17 protein-coding genes and 1 pseudogene are annotated in these 24,278 nt (G+C 32.7%); 15 read left to right on the plus strand and 3 right to left on the minus strand.

The window, feature by feature from the left end; all coding sequences use genetic code 11:
- Positions 1–36: 36 nt before the first annotated feature.
- On the minus strand, positions 37–351 hold the full coding sequence (locus RAM17_RS12520) for a YqcC family protein (protein WP_367275201.1): 315 nt from the start codon (positions 349–351) through the stop codon (positions 37–39).
- Between the two features lie 24 nt (positions 352–375).
- A pseudogene (gene ampD / locus RAM17_RS12525) lies at positions 376–909 on the minus strand (1,6-anhydro-N-acetylmuramyl-L-alanine amidase AmpD); the annotation flags it as partial.
- 185 nt (positions 910–1,094) lie between these two features.
- Here ampD and ppdD point away from each other — a divergent pair.
- The 5 genes from ppdD (at position 1,095) to RAM17_RS05675 (ending at position 5,969) form a co-directional block, all read left to right on the plus strand.
- The gene (gene ppdD / locus RAM17_RS05655) at positions 1,095–1,526 is read left to right on the plus strand and encodes a prepilin peptidase-dependent pilin (RefSeq protein WP_110448162.1); all 432 of its coding nucleotides are present in this window, start codon (positions 1,095–1,097) and stop codon (positions 1,524–1,526) included.
- A gap of 32 nt (positions 1,527–1,558) precedes the next feature.
- Positions 1,559–2,665, plus strand: coding sequence for an ATPase, T2SS/T4P/T4SS family (locus tag RAM17_RS05660; RefSeq protein ID WP_110448161.1), 1,107 nt, complete (start codon positions 1,559–1,561; stop codon positions 2,663–2,665).
- Between the two features lie 21 nt (positions 2,666–2,686).
- Positions 2,687–3,862, plus strand: a complete 1,176-nt coding sequence (locus tag RAM17_RS05665) for a type II secretion system F family protein (protein ID WP_110448160.1) — start codon at positions 2,687–2,689, stop codon at positions 3,860–3,862.
- Positions 3,862–4,605: a prepilin peptidase gene (locus RAM17_RS05670; RefSeq protein ID WP_110448159.1), complete on the plus strand. Its 744-nt coding sequence runs from the start codon at positions 3,862–3,864 to the stop codon at positions 4,603–4,605. The genes RAM17_RS05665 and RAM17_RS05670 overlap by 1 nt, the downstream gene beginning before the upstream one ends.
- Before the next feature lie 197 nt (positions 4,606–4,802).
- Entirely contained in the window at positions 4,803–5,969 is a 1,167-nt protein-coding gene (locus RAM17_RS05675) for a M20 aminoacylase family protein (RefSeq protein ID WP_110448158.1), read from the plus strand.
- A 59-nt stretch (positions 5,970–6,028) separates the two neighbouring features.
- Here RAM17_RS05675 and ygfZ read toward each other — a convergent pair whose 3' ends face one another.
- A complete protein-coding gene (ygfZ, locus tag RAM17_RS05680; RefSeq protein WP_110448157.1) occupies positions 6,029–6,904 on the minus strand; it encodes a tRNA-modifying protein YgfZ in 876 nt (291 codons plus the stop codon).
- A gap of 316 nt (positions 6,905–7,220) precedes the next feature.
- Here ygfZ and ilvI point away from each other — a divergent pair, with 316 nt between their 5' ends.
- The 10 genes from ilvI (at position 7,221) to RAM17_RS05730 (ending at position 24,020) form a co-directional block, all read left to right on the plus strand.
- A complete protein-coding gene (gene ilvI / locus RAM17_RS05685) occupies positions 7,221–8,939 on the plus strand; it encodes an acetolactate synthase 3 large subunit (RefSeq protein ID WP_110448156.1) in 1,719 nt (572 codons plus the stop codon).
- A complete protein-coding gene (ilvN, locus tag RAM17_RS05690) occupies positions 8,939–9,433 on the plus strand; it encodes an acetolactate synthase small subunit (protein WP_110448155.1) in 495 nt (164 codons plus the stop codon). The genes ilvI and ilvN overlap by 1 nt, the downstream gene beginning before the upstream one ends.
- 154 nt (positions 9,434–9,587) lie before the next feature.
- The gene (locus tag RAM17_RS05695) at positions 9,588–11,759 is read left to right on the plus strand and encodes an IgaA/UmoB family intracellular growth attenuator (protein WP_306240927.1); all 2,172 of its coding nucleotides are present in this window, start codon (positions 9,588–9,590) and stop codon (positions 11,757–11,759) included.
- A gap of 75 nt (positions 11,760–11,834) precedes the next feature.
- The gene (locus RAM17_RS05700; RefSeq protein ID WP_110448153.1) at positions 11,835–14,114 is read left to right on the plus strand and encodes an IgaA/UmoB family intracellular growth attenuator; all 2,280 of its coding nucleotides are present in this window, start codon (positions 11,835–11,837) and stop codon (positions 14,112–14,114) included.
- 47 nt (positions 14,115–14,161) lie between these two features.
- Entirely contained in the window at positions 14,162–16,441 is a 2,280-nt protein-coding gene (locus RAM17_RS05705; protein WP_110448152.1) for an IgaA/UmoB family intracellular growth attenuator, read from the plus strand.
- A gap of 202 nt (positions 16,442–16,643) precedes the next feature.
- Complete coding sequence (pyrG, locus tag RAM17_RS05710; RefSeq protein WP_110448151.1) at positions 16,644–18,281, plus strand: glutamine hydrolyzing CTP synthase; 1,638 nt, start codon at positions 16,644–16,646, stop codon at positions 18,279–18,281.
- Between the two features lie 48 nt (positions 18,282–18,329).
- Entirely contained in the window at positions 18,330–19,631 is a 1,302-nt protein-coding gene (eno, locus tag RAM17_RS05715; RefSeq protein WP_110448150.1) for a phosphopyruvate hydratase, read from the plus strand.
- Between the two features lie 242 nt (positions 19,632–19,873).
- Positions 19,874–20,818 (plus strand): VirK/YbjX family protein, encoded by a 945-nt coding sequence (locus RAM17_RS05720; protein ID WP_110448149.1) that lies wholly within the window; start codon positions 19,874–19,876, stop codon positions 20,816–20,818.
- Positions 20,819–20,918: 100 nt separating this feature from the next.
- Positions 20,919–21,827, plus strand: coding sequence for a lysine exporter LysO family protein (locus RAM17_RS05725; RefSeq protein ID WP_110448148.1), 909 nt, complete (start codon positions 20,919–20,921; stop codon positions 21,825–21,827).
- 510 nt (positions 21,828–22,337) lie between these two features.
- A complete protein-coding gene (locus tag RAM17_RS05730; protein WP_146208335.1) occupies positions 22,338–24,020 on the plus strand; it encodes a hypothetical protein in 1,683 nt (560 codons plus the stop codon).
- Positions 24,021–24,278: the final 258 nt, after the last annotated feature.

Consider the following 24,278-nt stretch of genomic DNA (forward strand, 5'->3'; position numbering starts at 1 on the left):
CCACATTTTTGTGGCTGTTTTTTTGATAAAATACCCTCAATCACTCACTCTTTGGTTAGTTGATAATTCATCAAGTTGTTTTATCAATGCTAATAAGTCATTAACATCTATTTCTTGCTGTTTAAATGCTTCTTCAAAATAAGGATGAAGGGCAAATTTTGGTAATTCAGCATTAGCATCAATCAACGCTTGCATTCGAGGGATAAATATCCACTGTAACCATTCATAAGGTTGCATGGTATCAAGCGCAAATGGTTGTTCACTCAAGAACGCCTCTGCTACTGGTGGCGAAGGTTGCCAAAGTGTCAATCTTTGTAATTCATCTCTAATCAATCTTAATTGAGTAGTCATTAAATCTATTTGTTTATGATGATTAATTAGTGATCGATAATACTGCCAATCAAAATAAGGTCCTGGATCTGTTTTCCTTGTTGGGGCAATATCACTATGGCCAGTAATATGTTTAATTAGATAGGTTTGTTGTAGTAATTTGGTTACTATGGCTAGTTGTTGATATTGTATTTCGGTAAAGTTTTCAGTATCGCAACCTTCGATTTCAATACCAATAGAGAAATCATTACAATTTTCCTTGCCTGCAAAAATAGATTTGCCTGCATGCCACGCCCGTTTATCAAAAGGGACAAATTGAATAATTTCACCATCACGTCTTATAAACAAATGGCTTGATACCTGTAATTGATAAATTTCAGCAAAATAGGGGTGCGCGTTTGGGTCTAGTTTACCTGTAAAGAGTTGTTCAACATAAGGACCGCCATATTGCTTAGGTGGTAGGCTAATATTATGAATAACCAGTAATGAGATGGGTTGATCTTCTGGACGGTCATTATAATAAGGCGATTTTATTTGCTTAATATTTTTAATCCAACCATCAACTATTTTTAAAGGCATAATAGCTCCGATACATTTAGATTTGCTCTATATTTCGATCTGTTTCACAATTTTGATTACCACCATGATGATTGTGGTGATCATTTTGTATTTCAAGTTCTAAAATTCTCTCTGTATATTATTTCATTTTTTGAATTAGCTATAAAGTCACACTATCAAACAATTATTTGATTTGTGAGGCTATTATGCAATGCCAATCTGGATTTACTCTATTTGAATTAATGATCGCTATTGTCGTGATAGCAATTTTAACTGCTATCGGTTTACCTGCTTATCAAGGTTATATAAAAAAAGCAGCCTTAACCGATATGCTGCAATCAATGACTGCATATAAAACAGCAATTGAAATTTGCACTATAGAGCAAGGCACTTTAAGCAAATGTAGCAGTGGTAATAACGGTGTACCAACGACGAGAACGACCAATTATGTGACGTCAATTAATGTCTCTAATGGGGTGATAACTTTAGTCGGTAAAAGCGCTTTATCAAGTTTAACAGTAACTTTAACACCTATTTTAAATCCTAAATTAGGTAATTTAGATTGGTCAAGAACATGTCAAACCAATCCACCAGATCCAACTTTAACTACAGCTTGTGAAGATATTTTTAAATTTTAATTGTGATTAATATTGCTAATAGGATAACCGCTATGCAAGAAGAGAATATCGTCGAAAGCCTCGACAAATTATTGCTTTCAGCATTGGATAAGCGGGCATCTGATATTCATTTTGAGCCTTATCAACATTATTATCGAATTCGCATGAGAATTGATGGCGTTTTGCAAAATATGCTAACACCGTCGTTAATGTTAGCTAAACAGATTGCAGCTAGACTAAAGATTATGGCCAATTTAAATATTGCTCAACAACGGCTTCCGCAAGATGGTCAACTGGTGATCAATAATTATGCAATGCGTATAGCTACTTTGCCTGTCCTCAATGGTGAAAAGATTGTATTACGAGTTATGGATAATCATGACTCCGAACTGAGTATCGATGATTTAGGATTAACAGGGGAAGATCTATTAACCTTCAAGCAAATATTGGATTATCCGCAAGGCTTGATTTTGGTAACAGGGCCGACAGGCAGTGGCAAAACTATGACGTTATATAGTGCTTTAAAACGGTTAAATAAACCTAAATGTAATATTTGTAGTGTTGAAGATCCGATCGAAATTCCATTAGATGGTATTAATCAAACTGCAGTTAATCTTAAGGCTGGTTTAAGTTTTTCTGTGATATTACGAGCCTTTTTGCGTCAAGATCCTGATGTGATGATGATTGGTGAAATTCGTGATCCTGAAACAGCTGAGATTGCAATTCAAGCAGCGCAAACTGGGCATTTAGTGTTATCAACCCTACACACTAATTCTAGTATTGAGGCTATCATCCGTTTAAATCAAATGGGTATTAAAAATTACCTGTTATCATCCAGTTTAAAACTAGTCATTGCTCAACGATTAGTTCGTAAATTGTGCCAATATTGTAAAGTGGTAGCTAGTGAGCTTACATTGATAAATAATGAACCTTCACCACATTTTATCGCCATGGGCTGTGAAAAATGTGTGGGTGGTTATTTAGGGCGGATAGGCTTATATGAACTGTTAATTATCACACCACAAGTACAACAGCAGATTTTAGCAAACCAACCGATTGTTTCAAAAAATATGGTAACACTTAGGCAAGTAGGTAATAAGCTTGTTCGACAAGGCATTACTACACTGGCGGAATTAAATCGTGTTTTAGGTAATAATTGAGTGATAGTTTGGAGATAATGCATGAAGCGACTCTATTATTGGTATGATATTAACTTTCATCAAAATAAGATTATTGCCATATCTAAGCAAGATGTGCGAAGAAAATTGTTATTACAAGGCCAACTTGCGATTAAAATTGGTTCCGGTAACTTAATTACCTCAAAAAGTTTTAAACTTAGCGAACTGCTCATTATAACTAAACAGTTAGCCACAATGTTAAAAGCAGGATTATCAATTGTTGAGAGCTTACGATTACTGATTGATGAGCAACCTAAAGTACAATGGCAATATCTGTTAACTGATATTACTCAACAAATAACCAAAGGTGAATCACTATCGATTGCTTTAAAACAGCACCATTCAGTATTTTCGGAACTTTATTGTGAAATTATTGCCATTGGTGAATTGACGGGAAGATTAGAACAGAGTTTTGAACAATTAACCTGTCATCTTGAAAGATCATTATCAATACAAGATCAGATTAAGAAAGCGCTGCGTTATCCATTGTTTTTATTATTTGTATCGGTACTAGTGATTATGGTTATGATATTTATTGTACTACCAAAATTTGCCGATATTTATCAAAGTTTTGATGCCGAGTTACCTTATTTTACACAACTAGTGATTGATGTAGCTAATAATATTAAACAAGAGGGATTATTTATATTATTAGCTATTACGTTAAGTTATTTGTTTTTTCATTATGTTGTTAAAGTACGTTATCAGCTTATTATGGATAAGTATAAATTACAGCTTCCTTTAATAGGTCAAATAATCCAATCTCAATGTCTAATGCAAATTTTTAATACATTAGCAATAACTCAACAAGCAGGTATCCCACTTTTGACAGGATTAACCGCCTCGTCTAAAACTATAAGTAATTTTTATTACCGTAATATCATCAACCAAATTATGACGGGGATTGAACAGGGGAATAGCTTTAGTCAAATGTTAGCTAGCTATCCCGCTTTACCGAAGCTTTGTGTGCAACTAGTTCATGCCGGTGAAGAGTCTGGTTCATTAGATATTATGTTGGATAATATTACTCTTTACTATCAACAACAAAACCAAACCTTAACTGACAATCTAGTCAAAGCATTTGAACCTTCATTAATGCTAATTTTAGCTACAATAATCGGCAGTTTGATTATTGCGATATATTTGCCGATATTCCAAATGGCGGACGTGATCAGTTAATGGCTATACTCTTTTTTTTCGTCGGACTTGCTATTGGTAGTTTTTTGCGAGTTGCTTATTATCGTTATTCACCTATGCAGTCTGTATATGAATATCTGTTCGCTATTACTATTCCTCGCTCCTCATGCCCGAATTGTCATCACAAACTTAGTGCTTGGCAGCTAATTCCTGTATTGTCATGGTTGATGTTAAAAAGACGTTGTTATTATTGTTACCATAAAATAGCCAATAGTTATGTTATTTTTGAGCTAACTATAGCAATATTATTTTTGCTGATTTATTTGGATAAGGGGCTAAATTTTAGATGTGCTTTACTTATGTTACTTGTCGTTATTTTTTTGTTGTTAGCACTAATTGATATTAACTACTTATTATTGCCAGATTTTTTAACTCAACCATTAATGTGGAGTGGATTGATAATAGCTTACTTTAATCTATCTTCACTTAATATCAACGATGCTCTAGTAGGTATTTTGTTTGGTTATTTAATGCTTAAATTACCGGCAATCATCTTTTTTTGTATTACAAGTAAACAAGGATTAGGTGGTGGTGATATAAAGTTAATTGCTGCTTTAGGTGCGTGGTTGCCTTATCAGTTATTGCCATTAATGTTAATCATCGCATCGACGCTGGCTATCATCTATTACGCTTTCTCAAAATATCTATTTAAAAAAAGTGATGAATTAATCGCTTTTGGTCCCTTTTTATTAATCTCAGGGTATTTTATTCTCTACTTAAATTGAACAATTTTTTTGTTTCTATCTTAAATGATTTTAAATAGTTATTTTCTTATTGGTTTGTGATTTTGTTGTCAAACTTTACTTATAACTAAAAACGATAAGGTTAGTAAAAATGGTTATTTATATTCACTTTCAATAAACGTTATAGTGCAATTAACTCTTTCAGATTTGTAGTTAAGTGATTAATTAAGGAATGATCAATGACGAATATTATTGCTAATAGAATTAACGCATTAAAAGATGAAATGACTGAATGGCGTCATTATATTCATGCTCATCCAGAAACTGCTTTTGAAGAAAAACAAACTACCGAGTTTATTATCGAAAAATTAAAATCATTTGGTATTACTGAACTATATACAGATTTTGCGCCAACAGGAGTAGTAGGCATTATTCATGGTAAAAATGAAGGTCGAACTATTGCATTACGTGCCGATATAGATGCATTAGATATTATTGAAGAAAATGATATTGATTACTGTTCAACTATTCCAGGCAAAATGCATGCCTGCGGTCATGATGGCCATACGGCAACTTTATTAGGTGTAGCAAAATACTTAAGCATCCATCGAGATTTTTCTGGTACAGTTGTGGTTATTTTCCAACCGGCTGAAGAAAACGAAGGTGGTGGCAGAGTTATGGTTGAAAATGGTTTATTTAATAAATTTCCTATTGAAGCTGTTTATGGTATGCATAATCAACCTAATCTAGCATTAAACCATTTTTTAATTAATCATGGTGCTGTGATGGCATCTTATGATGTTTTTGAAATCAAAATAACAGGGGTGGGTGCTCATGCTGCCGCACCACATTTAGGCAAAGAAACGATTTTAACTGCCACCACAATTGTGAATAGTTTACAGACGATTGTTAGTCGTAATCTCAATCCGATTGATTCATTGGTTATCAGTGTGACACAGATTCACAGCGGCGATACTTGGAATGTACTGCCACAACACGCAGTAATTCGTGGTACAGTTAGAGCATTAAGTGCTGCAGATCAAGATTTAGCAGAAGAGCGAATTAAACATATTTCGACAGGTATTGCTTTAACCTTCAATACCAAAGCGGAGATTGATTATCAGCGACGTTATCCAGCAACCATTAATCATGCTAAACAAGCTGATATTGCCATTAAAGCTGCACAAAAAATTGTCGGTGATGATAAGATTATTGTGGATTCACCGCCAACAATGGGATCAGAAGATTTTGCCTTCATGTTGCAAAAAATACCTGGATCTTATATTAAAATTGGTGCAGGTGAAGGCACAAATGTTCATAATCCTTCATATAATTTTAATGATGAAATTCTAACAACCGGTGCGCACTATTTTATCGAAATTGTTCAGCAAGAATTAGGACAGTGAATTTCAATCAGCTGGAATAGATTTATTCCAGCTTAATTAATATTATTGGTTTAGAACCATTAGAAATTTAACAGACTATCTGATTGGCCCTTAACACGGAAGTTTGTTTCAATATCAATGCCATTGGCTAACACTACTTGTACATAGATTTCATCATCTTCGTCAAGTTTTAATGCAGCTAATACTTGACCTCCTTCTCGCCAATTACCGTCAAGTTCATATTCAAGTTTGTCACCAATTATTGGCAAAGCCTTGCTTTTTCCAACTAACAGATAAAGTCCACGATTATTTGCGCCTCGAAATTGTGCTCTAGCTACCATCTCTTGTCCACAATAACAGCCTTTATCAAAACTGATAGCATTATAATGCTGTAAGTTACAAGCTTGTGGTAAAAGACTTTCAATATTTGGTTCATCAATAATCGCATAACCAGCTTCTAAATCAAGCTTTAACCAATGATCTGCAGTTTGTGAGTCGGTTGGTAATGGTTCATTCGAGACTTTTATCAGCCGCATTTCAGGTAATGGGATTTTGATATAAGTTATATCATCTTTGGTAATGCAACTATTGTCACCAAGCTCCGCAATAATTGATTGTTCAATGGCATTATTTTCTAAGCCAATTAGATTAAGATCTACAACGGGTTCAATTGTCACTTTTGAAAAAACGGCATATTTTTTTAGAGCAGCAATTTGTTTTTCAGCAACCGTTTTACGCACAATATAAAAAATATCTGCTCCTCGTTGAAATAATATTAAATTACTCCACATCCGTCCTTTTGCATCACAATGTGCTGCAAATAATGCTGTATGTTCATTAAGATGATTAATATCAGCAGTCACTTGTCCTTGTAAAAATGTACGATTGTCAGTACCTGATACTTTGACTAATTGCCAATCAGATAGGGAAGTTGGTTTACTATAAGAATTGTTCATTAAAAACACCTTTTTAATATAAAGGACTCTAGTACAAAATGACTAGCATAAGTCATGCATAAAAAAACAAACAAAAAATAATAATAAATAACTCTTAATAATCATAAGGATATCATTTATCATCAATTAAAAATTGACATTAATCCAATTAAAATCGATTAATAGAATATTTACAAGTTATTTCTTTCAAAAATGAGGCCTAGTATCCAAAAATAATAAGTATACCGCACATATTATTGACTTTATTGATTTTCTGTATTAGTTCATGCAAAATAAATTAAAAATGACAAATTAGTTATAAATGGAGGCAACAACCATGGCAAAACTGTCAGGCGCAGAAATGGTCATTCAGTCACTGATTGATCAGGGAGTTAAGCAGATATTTGGTTATCCAGGTGGTAGTGTTTTGGATATCTATGATGCAATTCATACCTTAGGTGGTATTGAACATATTTTAGTTCGTCACGAGCAAGCTGCAGTACATATGGCTGATGGTTATGCCAGAGCAACTGGTGATGTTGGTGTGGTACTTGTTACTTCAGGTCCAGGGGCAACTAATACTATTACAGGTATCGCAACGGCCTATATGGATTCCGTGCCAATGGTAATTTTATCTGGCCAAGTAGCGAGTAATTTAATTGGTAATGATGCCTTCCAAGAGTGTGATATGGTTGGAATTTCGCGCCCAATTGTCAAACATAGTTTTTTAATTAAAGATAGTAAAGATATTCCAGAAACAATCAAAAAAGCGTTTTATATTGCCTCTACTGGGCGCCCTGGACCAGTTGTTATTGATTTGCCGAAGGATATTGTTAATCCAGCTAACAAATATAATTATAATTATCCAAAATCAGTGACAATGCGATCTTATAATCCAACGACACAAGGGCATAAAGGGCAAATTAAAAAAGCCTTAACTACTTTATTAGCAGCTAAAAAACCTGTGTTATATATTGGTGGTGGGGTAATTAGTGCTGACGCTAGTAATGTGGTTAAATCACTAGCTGATAAACTCAATCTACCGGTGACTTCAACATTAATGGGCATTAGTGCTTTTCCCGGAACCGATAAAAAATATTTAGGCATGATTGGTATGCATGGTGTCTATGAAGCCAATATGGCAATGCATAATGCTGATGTTATTTTTGCTATTGGTGCTCGTTTTGACGATAGAACGACCAACAATATTGAAAAATATTGTCCAAAAGCCAAAATTATTCATATTGATATTGATCCAACGTCTATATCGAAAACCGTATCGGCAACTATTCCAGTGGTTGGTGATGCAAAACAAGTTATTGAAACAATGTTAACACAACTTAAAGATCTTAGTGTTCAACGTGATCTAGATGCATTAGTTGATTGGTGGAAACAGATTGAACATTGGCGAGCTCGTAAATGCCTTGCTTATAGTCATGAAGGTGAAAGTATTAAGCCACAAGAAGCCATTGAGGTTTTATATAAATTAACTAAAGGTGATGCTTATATTGCAACCGATGTCGGACAACATCAAATGTTTACTGCACTTTACTACCCATTTGATAAACCTCGTCACTTTATTACTTCTGGCGGTCTTGGCACTATGGGCTTTGGTTTACCTGCTGCATTGGGAGTTAAATTAGCATTTCCTAAAAAACATGTAGTTTGCGTAACCGGTGATGGTAGTATTCAGATGAATATTCAAGAGCTTTCAACTGCTTTGCAATATGGTTTACCTGTTATCGTTTTAAATCTTAACAACCGTTTTTTAGGCATGGTCAAACAATGGCAAGATATGATATATGCTGGCCGTCATTCATCATCTTATATGGAATCATTACCTGATTTTGCCAAAATTGCCGAAGCTTATGGTCATGTTGGTATGGTGATTAATAAACGAGAAGATCTGGAACCTAAACTGAAAAAAGCGCTTTCGATAAAAGATCGTTTAGTTTTTATTGATGTCATGACTGATGCGACAGAACATGTTTATCCAATGCAAATTCGCGGTGGTGCAATGAATGAGATGTGGCTTAGTAAAACGGAGAGAACCTAATGCGTTATATATTATCAATTTTAACTGAAAACGAACCAGGTGCATTGTCACGAATTATTGGTTTATTTTCACAGCGTGGGTTTAATATTGAATCCATTACTACAGCACAAACTGAAGATCCAACAATGAGTCGAATGACAATTCAAACATCTGGTGATGAACATGTGCTCGAACAGATCCAAAAGCAACTACATAAATTAGTCAATGTTTATCGCGTTAATGACCTCACTGAAGGTCCACACGTTGAACGTGAAATCATGTTAGTTAAAGTTGTAGCTAAAAGTTCTGATGCACGTGATGAAGTTAAACGTTGTGCTGATATCTTTAGAGGTTCGATTGTTGATGTGACAGCAACTCATTATATTGTCCAATTATCAGGTACTAGTGAAAAATTAGAGTCATTCTTAGCTTCAATTCGTGAAACCTGCAATATAGTTGAAATTGTTCGTTCTGGGATCATCGGTTTATCTCGCAGCGAAAAAACGGTTAAATAAATGATCTTCTAAATAAAATAAAAGGCGCATTAAGCGTCTTTTTTTTAAATATATAATAATATTAAATCAATTTTGAAAAAATATTGGATAAATATCAAACAAATGATATAGTTGTCGATTTTTTAACATTCGCGATATTATAGGGAAATAAAGAATGTTGGATGCATTATTTTGGATCGTGATGATATTTAATATCTTCTCCGGTGTAATTGTGTTTGCATTTATACTCATTTTCATTTTTGGTTACTTTGCTGTAAGACGTGATCGCAAAAATCTTAAAAAAAATAAGAAAAAAATAAAAGATTTTATTGCAAAACGTGAGTCATATAGAGATTTAACTAATGAAGAATTAAAACTATTAGAACCTTTTACAAGCCATAAAATATCTGTTCGACCTTATAAACTCCAACCGTTAATTGATTGCAAAGTATCGATAATAAAAGGTGCTTGTATTCGTAATATGGTAATCACCGAAGACAACAAAAATCGTTATTACTATGAAATTAATAATATCAATCTTTTCTTTCCGTATGATTTAGATATGTATCTTTCAAAATATAATGTTGTTGAAGTTGTTTTTACGAACACATATGCATATGTAGTTAATGTCAACAATTGTGGTATTCAGTTTGCTTTTGACAATTATGATCCTAATAGAATAAAAACGACTAATGTTCCAAAATCAGAGACAGCTCCTAAGAATGCTGATTTCGCTTTAGTAAATAATGACGTAAAAGTTGATTATAAAACTTTGTCTACACGTGAAGAAACACCATTGGAATTAAAATCTCGCAATCTAAGCAACTATGGCATATTAACTTCATTTTGTTTATTATTTGCAACTATTCTTTTTATTCGTGAATGGTTAGCTGAAAATGATCAAATATTATCTACTCTGATCAAAATTATAATATGTTTTGTTGTAGCTGTATTTTTTGCTTTGCATAAATCTAAGCTAAAATCAAAACCACAACAAGTGAAAACCATTAAGGTTAATACTTTCAATAAAAATTCTAAATCTCACACCTTAATTGTCGATCATAAAACGAATATAGGTTATCCAAAGTATTGGTCACGTTTTCTACCTGAAGTATCAAAAACAACCACCGAAATGGACATCAGAGGTAATATTAATACATTACTGCGTTGTGGGAATATTTTATCAATTCATCGGGAAGTACAACAATTCGGACCACCAAAATTTGTTTTTCGCAATAACGCTTTATTTTTTCTAGGGTTAATATTGGCAATCGTCTTCTATATTTTTTCTAATCCAATTAACAATAGTTTTTTAGCTTATCGATATTACAGCCATCAATTACAAAATTGGCAAATCAATGATTTAACCAGCTTAAATAATAGTGATATTAAGCGAGGGGATCTTATTAACATCTCTATCAACGGTACTTCATGTGATATTAAAGAGAGAAATAAAAATATTGACACTAAATGTCATCACTTGGCTATCAAGGATAAGCCACTGGGAAATGAGGATAATCAATTTATGCTTTTGTTTAATACTATAAACAAAGTATTTGATGAAAAATTCATTGATGCAGTGATAAATCCAAATACGCTCCGAATGCTAGTTTATAAAGGTGAATCTTATTTAAGTTTGAAAAATATGGGACAGATGGTTATTGATATTGATAAAATTTGTAACATCCTTGAAATTGAATGTGAATCGGTTAAATATAAATTAATTCAATTATATACTAATAAAGGAAATTATGATGAAACAGAATGGACTAAATTAGTTACTGAAGCTGAACTTGATCCAAATTTTTCAAAATCAATAGAAATATCAAAAATTAAAGAATTTATCCCTTATATTGATAAGATTAAAAAAGATATTTTATATGAATTGAAAAATGTTGTTTATAATTATCAATTTAATGGCTTAGGAGTTGAAATTGTATTAATAGAAAATAGTTATATTCAAATAGCTCAATCAGATAGTATTGAAAATGCATCTTCTAAGGAAGATTTGAAATTATCATTAGATTATTACTATAAAATTTTAACTAATGAAGCTAATGCAAATGATGCAATTAATTTGATTGGACTAGTAGGCGATATTAGCTATCGCGAAGATGGTAGCATTTCACAACTTAAGCTTAATGTTAAAGATTATTATAAGGTTGATTCAGAAAAACTATTTTCATTAACGTCGCCAGTTATTATTGATATTATTATGTTCATTATTATGGCAGCAGTAGCATTAATTAATGGGACCACACTACTTTATAAAATTATATTTAATCAACGTCGTATTAAACTAATCACCAAATATTATTCGGATAGAGTAGTACATTACTATGGCTAGACATTAATAACGACAGGATTAAATTTTCATTTTTTGTTATAAAAATAATCAATAATTTCAGCTTGTGGAATAACAATGGATTTGTATTTAGTTTTTAAAATAGGTATCTTAATTTTTGGATTAATTAGTTGGTTTCTTTATAAAAGTGATCGTAGTATCAATAAGAACGTTTTAAATGATCATATAAGACAACGTGAACGAATAAGAGATTTAACCGATGAAGAACTAGAACTGTTACAACCCTTTCTAACTAGTAAATTAGCAGTTTATCCTTATAATTTTCAATCATCCTTGATTGATAACAAAGTATCGTATTTACTTGGTACTTGTACTCGTAAAAGTCTTTATAGCAACACAGAAGAAATCGCCTATTATTATGATGTCGATAATATTGAAATATTCTTTCCATATAATATGGATATGTATATTGATGGATCAAATATTTTTGAAGTTGTATTTACCAAACATTATGGGATCGTTATTAAAGTAAATGATTATGATATCAAAACAGCATTTGAAAATTATGATCCAAATGAGGAATATTTATTTAGAGATGTAAAGCAAACTAAATCTAAAGAAAAGATTTTTGACAATGAATTCTTTGAAGAACACAATACTACCCATCGTCAAGATGGTATTAATTCTTCTGATGTTGAATCACTCAGCATTTATAATGATAGTAAAAATCTAGATAATAATCAGGCTTATTTAGAAGCATCAAAAAATTACTATAAACTCCTCTATCAACGAGAAGAAACTCAATTTGAAGCTGCTATACGTCGTAAACATAGCCTTGGTTGGTTGACATCGCTTTGCTTAATTTTAGCTACGGTTCTCTTGATACGCTCATGGTTGGGAGAAAATGATCAGATATCTATTTTAATATTAATTTGTCTCGGCGCAGCTGCCTTTTTTGCTTGGTATAAACCTAAAGATTATTTAAACCCACAGCAAGTATCCGTCGTTAAAGCAAAAATTTATGATAAAGATCCTAACACTTGTTCCATAGAGGTAGGAAATCTCATGGTTTTAGAATATCCCAAGTATTGGTTAAATTTTATTCCTGAGACTTCAGATCTCGCGACTGAAATGGTTATCAGTAATGATAATAAAAAATTACTTCGCTATGGTCAGACTTTATCCATTAATAATGAAGTAGAGCAATTTGGACCACCAAAGCTAGTTTCAAGAAATAAGATTTTATTCGTGATTGGCGGAATTCTATCTGCTATTCTCTATTATTATACTGATCCAGTTAATAATGGTTATTTTGCTTATCAATATTACAGTCAACAATCTGAAAATCTGCAAATTAAAGATTTCACCACTTTAAAAAATAGTGATATCAAGCCGGGTGACATGGTGAATATCACCATCAATAATACGTCATGTGATGTCAATGATTTAAACGAAGACTATCAATGTCATAACTTCTTTATCAATAATGAACCAATGGCTTTGAAGGAAAATAATGTCATGGCCATCGAAGGTTCATTAAAACATATTTTTGATACAAAATTTGTTGATGACGTGGTCGATACGGAAATGTTGCGTTTTCAAAATGTACAAAGCCTATATGTTGATATGCTTAACCGCAGTTCAAATGATGGACGTTATGTTAAAAATTCATTTTCTAAAATAGAAAGTATTGGTCAAATGGTAATTGATATTGATAAGGTTTGTAAGATTTTACCGGTTAAAGAATGTGACAATGTCAAATACAATCTGACTCATTTGTTTGATACCAGTAGGAGCAAGGCAAATATTACATGGGATGATTTATTGACTGAGTCTACAAAAAATCCTGATTTTAGTGAAATAGTCGAAACCCGCAGAATGCATAGCCTCAAACAGGCGCTTGAACCATTTAAATCAGAACTTCAAAGTGAATTGGTGAATGTCATTTCTAAATATCAATCTGACAACGGTGTAAAAATTACATTAACCAATCAAAGCTATGTTGACATGGCTCCATTAGTAATGAGTAAATCGATGAGATTCGATGAAAATGGTTATATTAATTATTATTTTGCTATTTTAAACAATAATATCCCTGCGAATATTAATATCGTTGGTTCGGTAAGTGATATTCTTTATCACAAGGTTGAAAATTCTGATAGACATAATCTTGAAACACAGAGTATTTCTGGTCTGAAAGTGAACGCAAATCATCATTATAATTTGGACGAAAATCAACAGTTATCATCAAATTTATTGATTATTATTAATGTTATTATGTTTGTCATGATGACTTTAATCGCTACGATTAATGCTGTAAAACTAGTTCAGAAAACGAGAATTAATCGAAATCGTTCTAAAGAAATTATTAAATATTATCAAGATAGGTTAATTTAGGTATTAATCTTTATTAAAAGGTCTTAAATTAAGAAGATATCAATAGTATGTTAGCAAATATTATCTGTTTTATCGTTATTCCAGCTCTTGCTTTCTTGGTGCTACGCATAGGTATCTTGACTCAAAAAGAACTAGATAAACTTTCCCAAAAAAAGCAAGCCGAAATTGATCCTTTTATTCGTGAAAATGCTATTCGACAGTTAACTGAAGAAGAAATTCTTCTTCTTCAACCTTATCTTGATAATGAAGATCATATTCCTCCTCCTTATCAATGGCAAAGTTCATTAATCAATTATGATGTCATGAGAATTAAAGCGTATATTGAAAAAGATTATCCAGATAAACAAAATAATAATTACTATTACAAGATGGGTTATATACGGTTATTCTTTCCTTACAATATGTCTTACCGTATTTTAGGTCTTCGTGATAGTTTTGATAGCGAACTACCTAAAAATAAGTCTGACTATATCAATACCGCTGAAGTTGTGTTTACTAAAAGTTATGCCATTGTCGTTAAAATAAACACTTGTGAGTTATTGGAAGCAGGTCTAAATCTATCTGGTCGAAAAGAGGGGCAAATTGAAGATTATTGGCAGACCGGCAATTTGAAACCTATTGGTTTGAGTAGCGCTGAAAAGTCAAATGAAACCATTACCCAACTTCTAACAGAAGAATCAGAAAAGACACCGCCTTTTGAGATTGTTAACAAAAGAGAAAAAAATCAATTTGAAATTGCAATGGAAGACCAAAGTAACTCCGGAAAATTAATGATTTTTTTGTTTGTATTAGGTGTGATGGGGTTATTGGTTTTAGAGCATTTTCAATCGCTATTGTTGGCATTTTTCTCAATCATATGCTTTATATTAGCTATGATAGTATCGCATATAAAACGAGAAATACCTACTGAATATGTCAACCATATCAAAGCGCAAAAATTGGGTATTGAATCATACTTTTATGTTAACACTCCCGAACACTGGAGAATGTTCATATCAAATAAAAGTGAAACTCCAATTGATATGGAGGTTGACATTAATTCTCGAAAATTACTCAGTTATGGCGGCTATTTATCAATAAGTGAAGAAGTGGAAAATTATGGTGCACCAAAATTTATCAAGCATAATGTTAAATTGGCTATTACAGGATTAATATTGGTTGTATTAATTTACTATTTTACCAATGCCGGTGAAAAATTTGATTTTAGCTATCAGCAATTAACCTCACAAGCCACTATTTGGAACATTGATGATAAAACTAACTTAAAGAAAATAGCCATTCAATTTATGGATCGGGTTAATCTCGATTTATCAAGTGTCTCGTGTGATATTCAAAATGAAAATGAAGATCATTCTCAATGTAATAAAATATTTGTTAATACCAATCCAATAGGCAGTACAAAACTTAATCTTTTTTCTTCATGGCCTCAATCAACACAAGCGATTTATGATAGCAATATTTTAAGAATGACAAAAGATTCAGAAGTTATTGTAATGACTGCGTTAGCCAACAAATATTTAAATCAGCGTTTAGAGAATGACTCCAAATATAGGAATAATCCAAAATACAAACAATACACGAAAAACAAAAATATAGTTGAATTGATAAAAATCTATAATATTGAGACAGCTATTCCAACCTTTGATGACAGTTGTAAACATCTAAACCTTGAACCTTGTGACCAAATTAAAAACAGTCTAGCCAATTTACTGTCAGAGATAAGTGGTGTTGATTTAAACAATTGGTCTGACGTGGTGGCTTATGCGAAATCGCATTACAACATTCAAAAAATAGTAAATTTAAACTCGGCGCAAAATATTGTCCAACTAATTGCTCAATATCGAAAAAATATTCTTAAACATTTTATCTTTGATGCTAAAGAAAAAGTAGCAATGCTGCAAAATGATGAAAATAACCTTAGTTTACAATTTACTAAATTGATCCCACTCTATGATAAAAATTATAATTACAAATATAATAATGAAATTTTCAAAGAACAACTTGATTATTATAATGGTATTTTAATGGGAAATAATGCTCACTTAAAAATTACAGGTGTAGTCACTAATGTGAGTTACCATAATGGAACAGTTTCAAAACTAACTATTTCAACAGATCCTATCTATAGTATTGATAAAAATCAGTTGTTTTCATTTTTATCACCGATTTTGATCAACAATTTTGTGTTTCTATTTGTTATCTTAATCACCTTAATTAATTGTACTTTGTTTATTTGGAAAAAAGCTGCCAATCAATTACGACTTGAAAAAATTATTTCTAATTATAGTGATAAAATTTTAAAAAACCATTCAATGGTTGGGGATTAATATTAGATAGGTTACTGAAATAATAGATACCAAATTAGTAGGCGAAGAGAGTAACTTATCGATTAAACATAATTATTCAATTGTGAGCTAAGCCATATTCTGTTATACTATTTTCCCGTCTGATTCATCATATATTGCATTAGTTTTTATGGTTTAAACTTATGTTATATTGTTCAACTAAATTAATAATGGTCTGGTATTAATGGTCACGAATTATATTTTTGTAACAGGCGGTGTCGTTTCTTCTTTAGGTAAAGGCATTGCCGCAGCATCTTTAGCTGCAATTTTAGAAGCCCGCAATTTAAAAGTCACCATGCTAAAACTTGATCCCTACATCAACGTCGATCCGGGAACAATGAGTCCAATTCAACATGGTGAAGTTTTTGTGACTGAAGACGGTGCCGAAACCGATCTTGATTTGGGGCATTATGAGCGTTTTATTCGCACCAAAATGAGCCGAAAAAACAATTTTACCACTGGACGTATTTATTCTGATGTTTTGCGAAAAGAACGTCGTGGTGATTATTTAGGCGCAACAGTTCAAGTTATCCCTCATATTACTAATGCGATTAAAGATCGTGTTATTGATGGTGCAAAAGGTTACGATGTCGCTATCGTTGAAGTCGGTGGTACTGTTGGTGATATTGAATCATTACCATTTTTGGAAGCTATTCGCCAATTAGCGGTAGATGTTGGTCGTGAACATACTTTGTTTATGCATTTAACTTTAGTTCCTTACCTTGCATCATCTGGTGAAGTTAAAACTAAACCAACGCAACACTCAGTGAAAGAGTTATTATCAATTGGTATTCAACCGGATGTCTTAATTTGTCGTTCAGATCGCATTATTCCAGCCAATGAAAGAGCTAAAATTGCGCTATTTTGTAATGTGCCTGAGCGTGCGGTGATTTCACTTAAAGATGTTGATTCTATTTATAAGATCCCTGCATTATTAAAATCACAAAATTTAGATACTTTTGTTTGCAATCGCTTCCATCTTGAATGTAAAGAAGCGGATCTATCTGAATGGGAACAAGTGATTTATGAAGAAGCCAACCCAGTTGGTGAAGTGACCATTGGTATGGTTGGTAAATATATTGCGTTACCTGATGCTTATAAATCAGTTAATGAAGCATTAAAACATGGTGGTTTAAAGAATCGTTTAACTGTACATATTCGTTATATTGATTCAGAAGATCTTGAATCACGAGGCACTGAATTATTACAAGATTTAGATGCAATATTAATTCCTGGTGGCTTTGGCTATCGTGGAGTTGAAGGTAAAATTATGGCTGCACGTTATGCTCGTGAAAACAAGATCCCTTACTTAGGTATTTGTCTTGGTTTACAAGTAGCATTAATTGAATATGCTCGTAATGTTGCCGGCATCAAAGATGCTAATTCAACAGAGTTTGTTAAAGATTGCGCAAACCCAGTAATCGCATTAATTACTGAATGGAGCGATGAATCAGGAAAAGTGGTTCAGCGCAGTGAAGATAGTGATCTAGGTGGTACTATGCGTTTAGGTTCACAAATTTGTCATTTAGAGCCTAGTTCATTAGTTGCAGGTATGTACAAAAAAGAATCGATTACCGAACGTCATCGCCATCGTTATGAAGTTAACAACAATTTATTACCAGAAGTGGTTAAAGCTGGATTAAAAGTAACAGGATTATCAACTGATAAAAAACTAGTAGAAATCATTGAAATTCCTGATCATCCATGGTTTGTTGCGTGTCAATTCCATCCGGAATTCACTTCAACACCACGTGATGGACATCCATTATTTAGTAGTTTTATTAAAGCTGCCAAAGATCATCAAGATCAGCAGCAAAAATAGTTTATATTTACATTATAGTTACATATCTGTCATATAGAGGAAAATAACATGGCAAAAATCGTTAAAGTACATGGTCGTGAAGTCATCGACTCTCGTGGTAACCCAACTGTTGAAGCTGAAGTTCATTTAGAAGGTGGTTTCGTTGGTCTTGCAATCGTTCCATCAGGAGCATCAACAGGTTCACGTGAAGCATTAGAACTTCGTGATGGTGACAAATCTCGCTTTTTAGGTAAAGGCGTACTTAAAGCTGTTGAAAACGTAAATGGCCCAATTGCTAAAGCAGTTGTTGGTAAAGATGCGTTAGATCAAGCAGCTATCGACCAAGTCATGCTTGACTTAGACGGTACTGATTTCAAATCAAACTTAGGTGCTAACTCAATTCTAGCTGTATCTTTAGCTACAGCTAAAGCTGCAGCTGCAGCTAAAGGTGTACCACTTTATCAACATATCGCTGATCTTAATGGTACTCCAGGTCAATACTCTATGCCATTACCAATGATGAACATCATCAATGGTGGTGAACACGCTGATAATAACATCGACTTACAAGAATTTATGATTCAACCAGTTGGTGCTAAAACTGTTCGTGAAGCAATCCGTATGGGTTCTGAAGTATTCCACAACTTAGCAAAAGTTCTTCATGATAAAGGTATGAACACTGCTGTTGGTGATGAAGGTGGTTTTGCTCCTAACTTAGGTTCAAATGCTGAAGCATTAGCTTGCATCAAAGAAGCAGTTGAAAAAGCTGGTTATGTATTAGGTAAAGACATTACTTTAGCGATGGACTGTGCAGCTTCTGAATTCTATAACAAAGAAACGGGTAAATACGTATTAAAAGGTGAAGGTAATAAAGAGTTCACTGCTCAAGAATTTACTCACTATCTAGAAGGTTTAACTGAACAATATCCAATCGTATCTATCGAAGATGGTTTAGACGAAAGCGATTGGGAAGGTTGGGCATACCAAACTAAAGCATTAGGTGACAAAATTCAATTAGTTGGTGATGATCTATTTGTAACTAACACTAAAATCTTCAAACAAGGTATCGAGAAAGGTATCGCTAACTCAATCCTAGTTAAAGTTAACCAAATTGGTACTTTAACTGAATCTATCGCAGCTGTTAAAATGGCCAAAGATGCAGGTTATACTGCGGTTATCTCTCACCGTTCAGGTGAAACTGAAGATTCAACTATTGCTGATTTAGCTGTTGGTTTAGCTGCTGGTCAAATCAAAACTGGTTCAATGAGCCGTTCTGACCGTGTTGCTAAATACAACCAATTAATCCGTATTGAAGAAGCTTTAGGTTCAAAAGCACCATTTAACGGTTTAAAGGAAGTTAAAGGTCAATAATTCGTTTTTATAAACGATGTTATTTAATAAAACGGTGACTTAGTTCACCGTTTTTTATTGCTTAAGCGATGACATAACACCATAAGGGTTGCGTTGCTTTGGGTTGTGTTGTACTCTTAGGCACTTACGTTGAAATGGTGCCTTAAATTTGAAAATAATCATAAATATCTAATTGATAATTTATAATTTAACCACATATAACTCTTTTATATATTAACCAATACGAATACTTTTTTCTGCTTATGAATAATATTACGAATATGTCCCAGCCTAAAAGTAAATGGCAACTTTTTAACTGGCTTTGTTCAGGTAAATTACCACTTAACGAATTATGGCTTAAACCGACTTATCGTTATAAATTTTTTTTTCGAACTCTATTTTTAAGTCCTATTACGCTTAAACTATTAGACAAATTAAGACAATACAAGTTACTTGGTTACTATTTATCATGCCAAACTAATTTACCTTGTAAACTACAACGACCTTATTTAGCTTCATGTTTGAGCCAACAAGAACGGTACGAGGCATTAGCTTATCATTATGATTTTTTAGCTAATCGTCCTGATAGCATGACAAAAGCCTTCTATAACTTAGATATTCCCTTTGAATTAGCCAGTATTAGGGCAAAAAATGACGCCAATATAAAAATTGCGATTCAAGCACGTAATAAATATGCTCGGGAAGGGGAACTCAGCCTCTATTTTTATGACAATGATGGCATTGACTTAGCGACGTTAACTTTTACTATCGCGCAATATCAACAAAAGTCGACACTTTTTATTTCCGGCTTACAAGGAACAGGGCATCATGAAGCTCGAACCCGAGTACAACAGGCAACAAAACAGTGCTATGGGCTTTTTCCTAAACGTATTGCAGTTGAGGCTGCGTTAATTATTGCTGGTTATTTTCAACTTGAACAAATTATTGCGGTGGGCAATAAAACTCATGTCTACAACAACTGGCGTTATAATAGCCGACAAGAAAGAATCTTATCTGATTATGATGATTTTTGGTTAACTATTGATGGTAAGCAAGATTCAAGATCGTTATTTATATTGCCAAACCAGATTAACCGCAAATCACTGGAAGAAGTTGCCAGTAAAAAGCGTTCTGAGTATCGCAATCGTTATGCATTATTAGATGAGCTCAAGAACAATATTGAAACACAATTAGCATCATTAAAATAATCTTTTAATCTATCGCTTGCATTATATTGCAAGCGATCTTAAACAAGACCCAAATCTATCTGATACTTTTAATATAAAAATGATAATTAAGGAATGAAATATGTATTTTGGTATTCTTATTGCTTTAGTACCGTTATGTTTAGGTTATTTGATTAAATTCAAAGAGCAAAAGTGGATAACCAAGATTAATCAGATCTTAAGTTGGATGGTCTATTTTATATTATTTATAATGGGAACCGAACTAGCTCATTTAGATAATCTCGCTGCTAATTTAAAAATTATCTTATTTTATACTGGTATTATTTTTATCTGTACTTTTGGCGGTAATTTTATTTTTTTAGCTATTGTTGATCTTTTTTTACCATGGCGTACTTCACATAGTAATGCAACTTATCAATCACGATTTAAAATGATCTTGGAATCTTTGCGGGTCTGTATTGCATTGATAGCAGGATTTGTTGCAGGACTTTTTCCTCTGTTTATTTGGCAATATAGTGAAGATATTACCAAAGTGGTTTTAGTATTTTTACTATTACTTATTGGTATTCAGTTGCGTAGTAATAATATTTCGTTAAAACAGATTTTATTGAATAAAGTGGGTATTGCTACTACCATTATTGTCATTCTAAGTACCTTTTTAGGTGGTATTATTGCCGCCTTCATATTGGCACAACCAGTGCGAGTAGGGTTGGCAATGTCATCAGGATTTGGTTGGTATTCGTTATCGGGAATATTAATGACCGAAGCTCATGGTCCAATCATTGGTAGTGCTACTTTCTTAAATGACATTCTACGAGAATTATGTGCCATTATCTTAATTCCTACCTTAATCAAACGATATAAACTTACAGCACTAGGTTTATGTGGTGCAACCTCAATGGATTTTACCTTACCTATGCTACAAAAAGGAGCAGGGGTTAGTATTGTACCACCAGCAATCGTTCAAGGTTTTTTATTAACGTTAATAATGCCAATATTTATGACTCTATTTAATTCTGGCTTATTTTAAATTTTCTATCTAAATTTAACTGACTAAGTTAATAAATAATAATAAATAGTTTATTGTAGACTACCATTGTAACTATATGATTATGTAAATTTATAACAGTAATTGATTAGTTATAATAAAAAATCTATGCGAATCAGTGGTTAAAACTTGCCATATATATTTTTTTATAAATTAGCAAAAACTTTTACTTAGACTTTCATCAATAAACCAACAATTGTTAATTTTACTTTACATATCTTGACAAAATTTAACATTACAAAATTTGATATAATTAACGGTTTAAACTATACTTTTATCAAAAAATTATTTATTTTTTAATATAAAACAATATTTTAATTTTAAATGAATTGATGTGTCTTACTGGCTAGTTGTTCTGTAATTAACCATAAATGAAGATTATTTAACTGATTAATTTTTCAAGTGTTAGCAATATATTTATCTCAGCATCAACATTCATTTTTTTCTTTTAAAGTTTTATTTACTGTTAAATTCTTGTCTTTTGGAGTCAATTTGATAAACCCATTTTTTTGTTTAAAACCGATGCTAATAAGTGTATTGGTCATAAATAGTTTATTAACCATTCCCGTTAATTTCACATATGCTTTAAATATAACTACAGCTAATGCAATTCATGGAGGAGCACCATATCTTACTTATGACGGAGGCATAACTAAAGCGGATAGTACGGAAAGTTTATTGGGGATCACTTTATCTGATGGTACAGTAATTAATCCTTCAAATGATGAATCCAGTTTAGTAACTCCAATCGAGTTACCTAATCAAGGCGATACTTATGCGAGTATTCAAACCATCGTTCCGTTACCACAGTCAGGTAATAGTAATTACCCTAAAGTGAAAATAACTGATTTACTCACCGCTCCATATAACTATTTTGGTGATGATGATGGCGATGGTTATGATGATGTAACCGGTGAAGTTATCGCAACAGCGAGTGGTGATATTGGCGTTAAATGGGAAAATATTAATGGTATTGATGTGACCGACACAGTTAAAAACAATGCCCATAGTAAGTTTATTGAATGTGATAGTCCTTATAAATTAACCATAACCGCAAGTAATGGAGAATTAAATACCCTATATGGTGCGCCGAACAAAAGTAGTTTTATGGGCGGTAGCCATAGTTATTATATAAATCCTAAAGTCGAACCCCATGTCTGTTATGCCCAACCAAGTCCATTATTTGATGATGGTTCTCAATTATACGCAGGTAATATGGATTTGCTTGATGGGCCTGGCTGGGATTCGAGTACGATTGACTGGGATTATAGAGGTTATCCAAGTAAAGGATTTAAGATTAATGGCGCACGTAATAGTGGTAATTATGATGGTAAAAGTTCGGTTTATAAAAATAATTTTCCAAGTACAGGGTCTAATGGATTATATTTTTATTTGTTATTGGCAGGAATAAGTCCAGAAGCAGTGATTACAGCCAATGGCAGTAACATAAGTGCTGTAGAAGGTGGCAATGTCAGCTTAAGCTTAAGTACGGGAATAACTCTCTGGGATCATCGAAGCGGTGTGCTGGATGATTTTTCAACAATGTTCCCTTATCTATCCCCATTATATGGTGTCCCACAAAAAGGATTAAAGATAACCTTAAATGGTCCTCGTGCAACGTCTAATGATAAGAGTTTTAGTCCTTCGACATTTAGGCTGTATGCCGATAGTGGAAAAAGTAAAATACTTTATGAATTTAAGTTGATGCGTTGGTATATTCCTACCGATATAGTCTATCAAAATGTTATTACTGAAGAAAATGTACCGATGTATCAAGCAAAAGGTCAAGAAGAGTGTCGTCGTTTAGGTAAAGGTTATCGGTTAACCGAAATGTATGATTTGACCTATGACGTCTATTGGGAGATGAAAGCAACTTTTGGTCCTATAGTAGGCTCTGCTCTTCGTCAGTTAAGTTACCGTAAAGATGGCGAATGGGTCAGTGGAATAATTAATGAGTGGGGATGTTTATATAACAATAGTCGTTCGAGGTGTCGCAATTATCCTGATAGTGATTGGTTACATTCTAATTATTTGATTGCCACTACAGTAATTAAGGAAGTTAAATCTTGGAAAGAGAAGCGTAAAGTACCTTCATGGAATGTATTGGCGGAAGGTGGGGAGGCTGAGTCCCTCGGTAGCTTAACACCTTATTATATAGCTTGTGTTTCTCCTTAACAGCTATAAGAAGTTTAACAATTAAATTAAAATATTATCCATTGTATTGAGATTTATATGTGAGATTTTAAATAGATACTCTTAAAACATTAATCTTACAATCTTAATATAAGGGGATATTGTTATATAAAGGAGGTTTATTTTTTTACGCGTTTATAATGAGGGTAGTTTTATTGTTACAACATTATAGGCATGAATTAAAAGTAAGATTTTCACAATAAAAAAACATACAATGTTAGAACAAGATATGCAGTGTTT

It is taken from the genome of Gilliamella apis, assembly GCF_030758615.1.
Taxonomy (GTDB): Bacteria; Pseudomonadota; Gammaproteobacteria; order Enterobacterales; family Orbaceae; genus Gilliamella; species Gilliamella apis_A.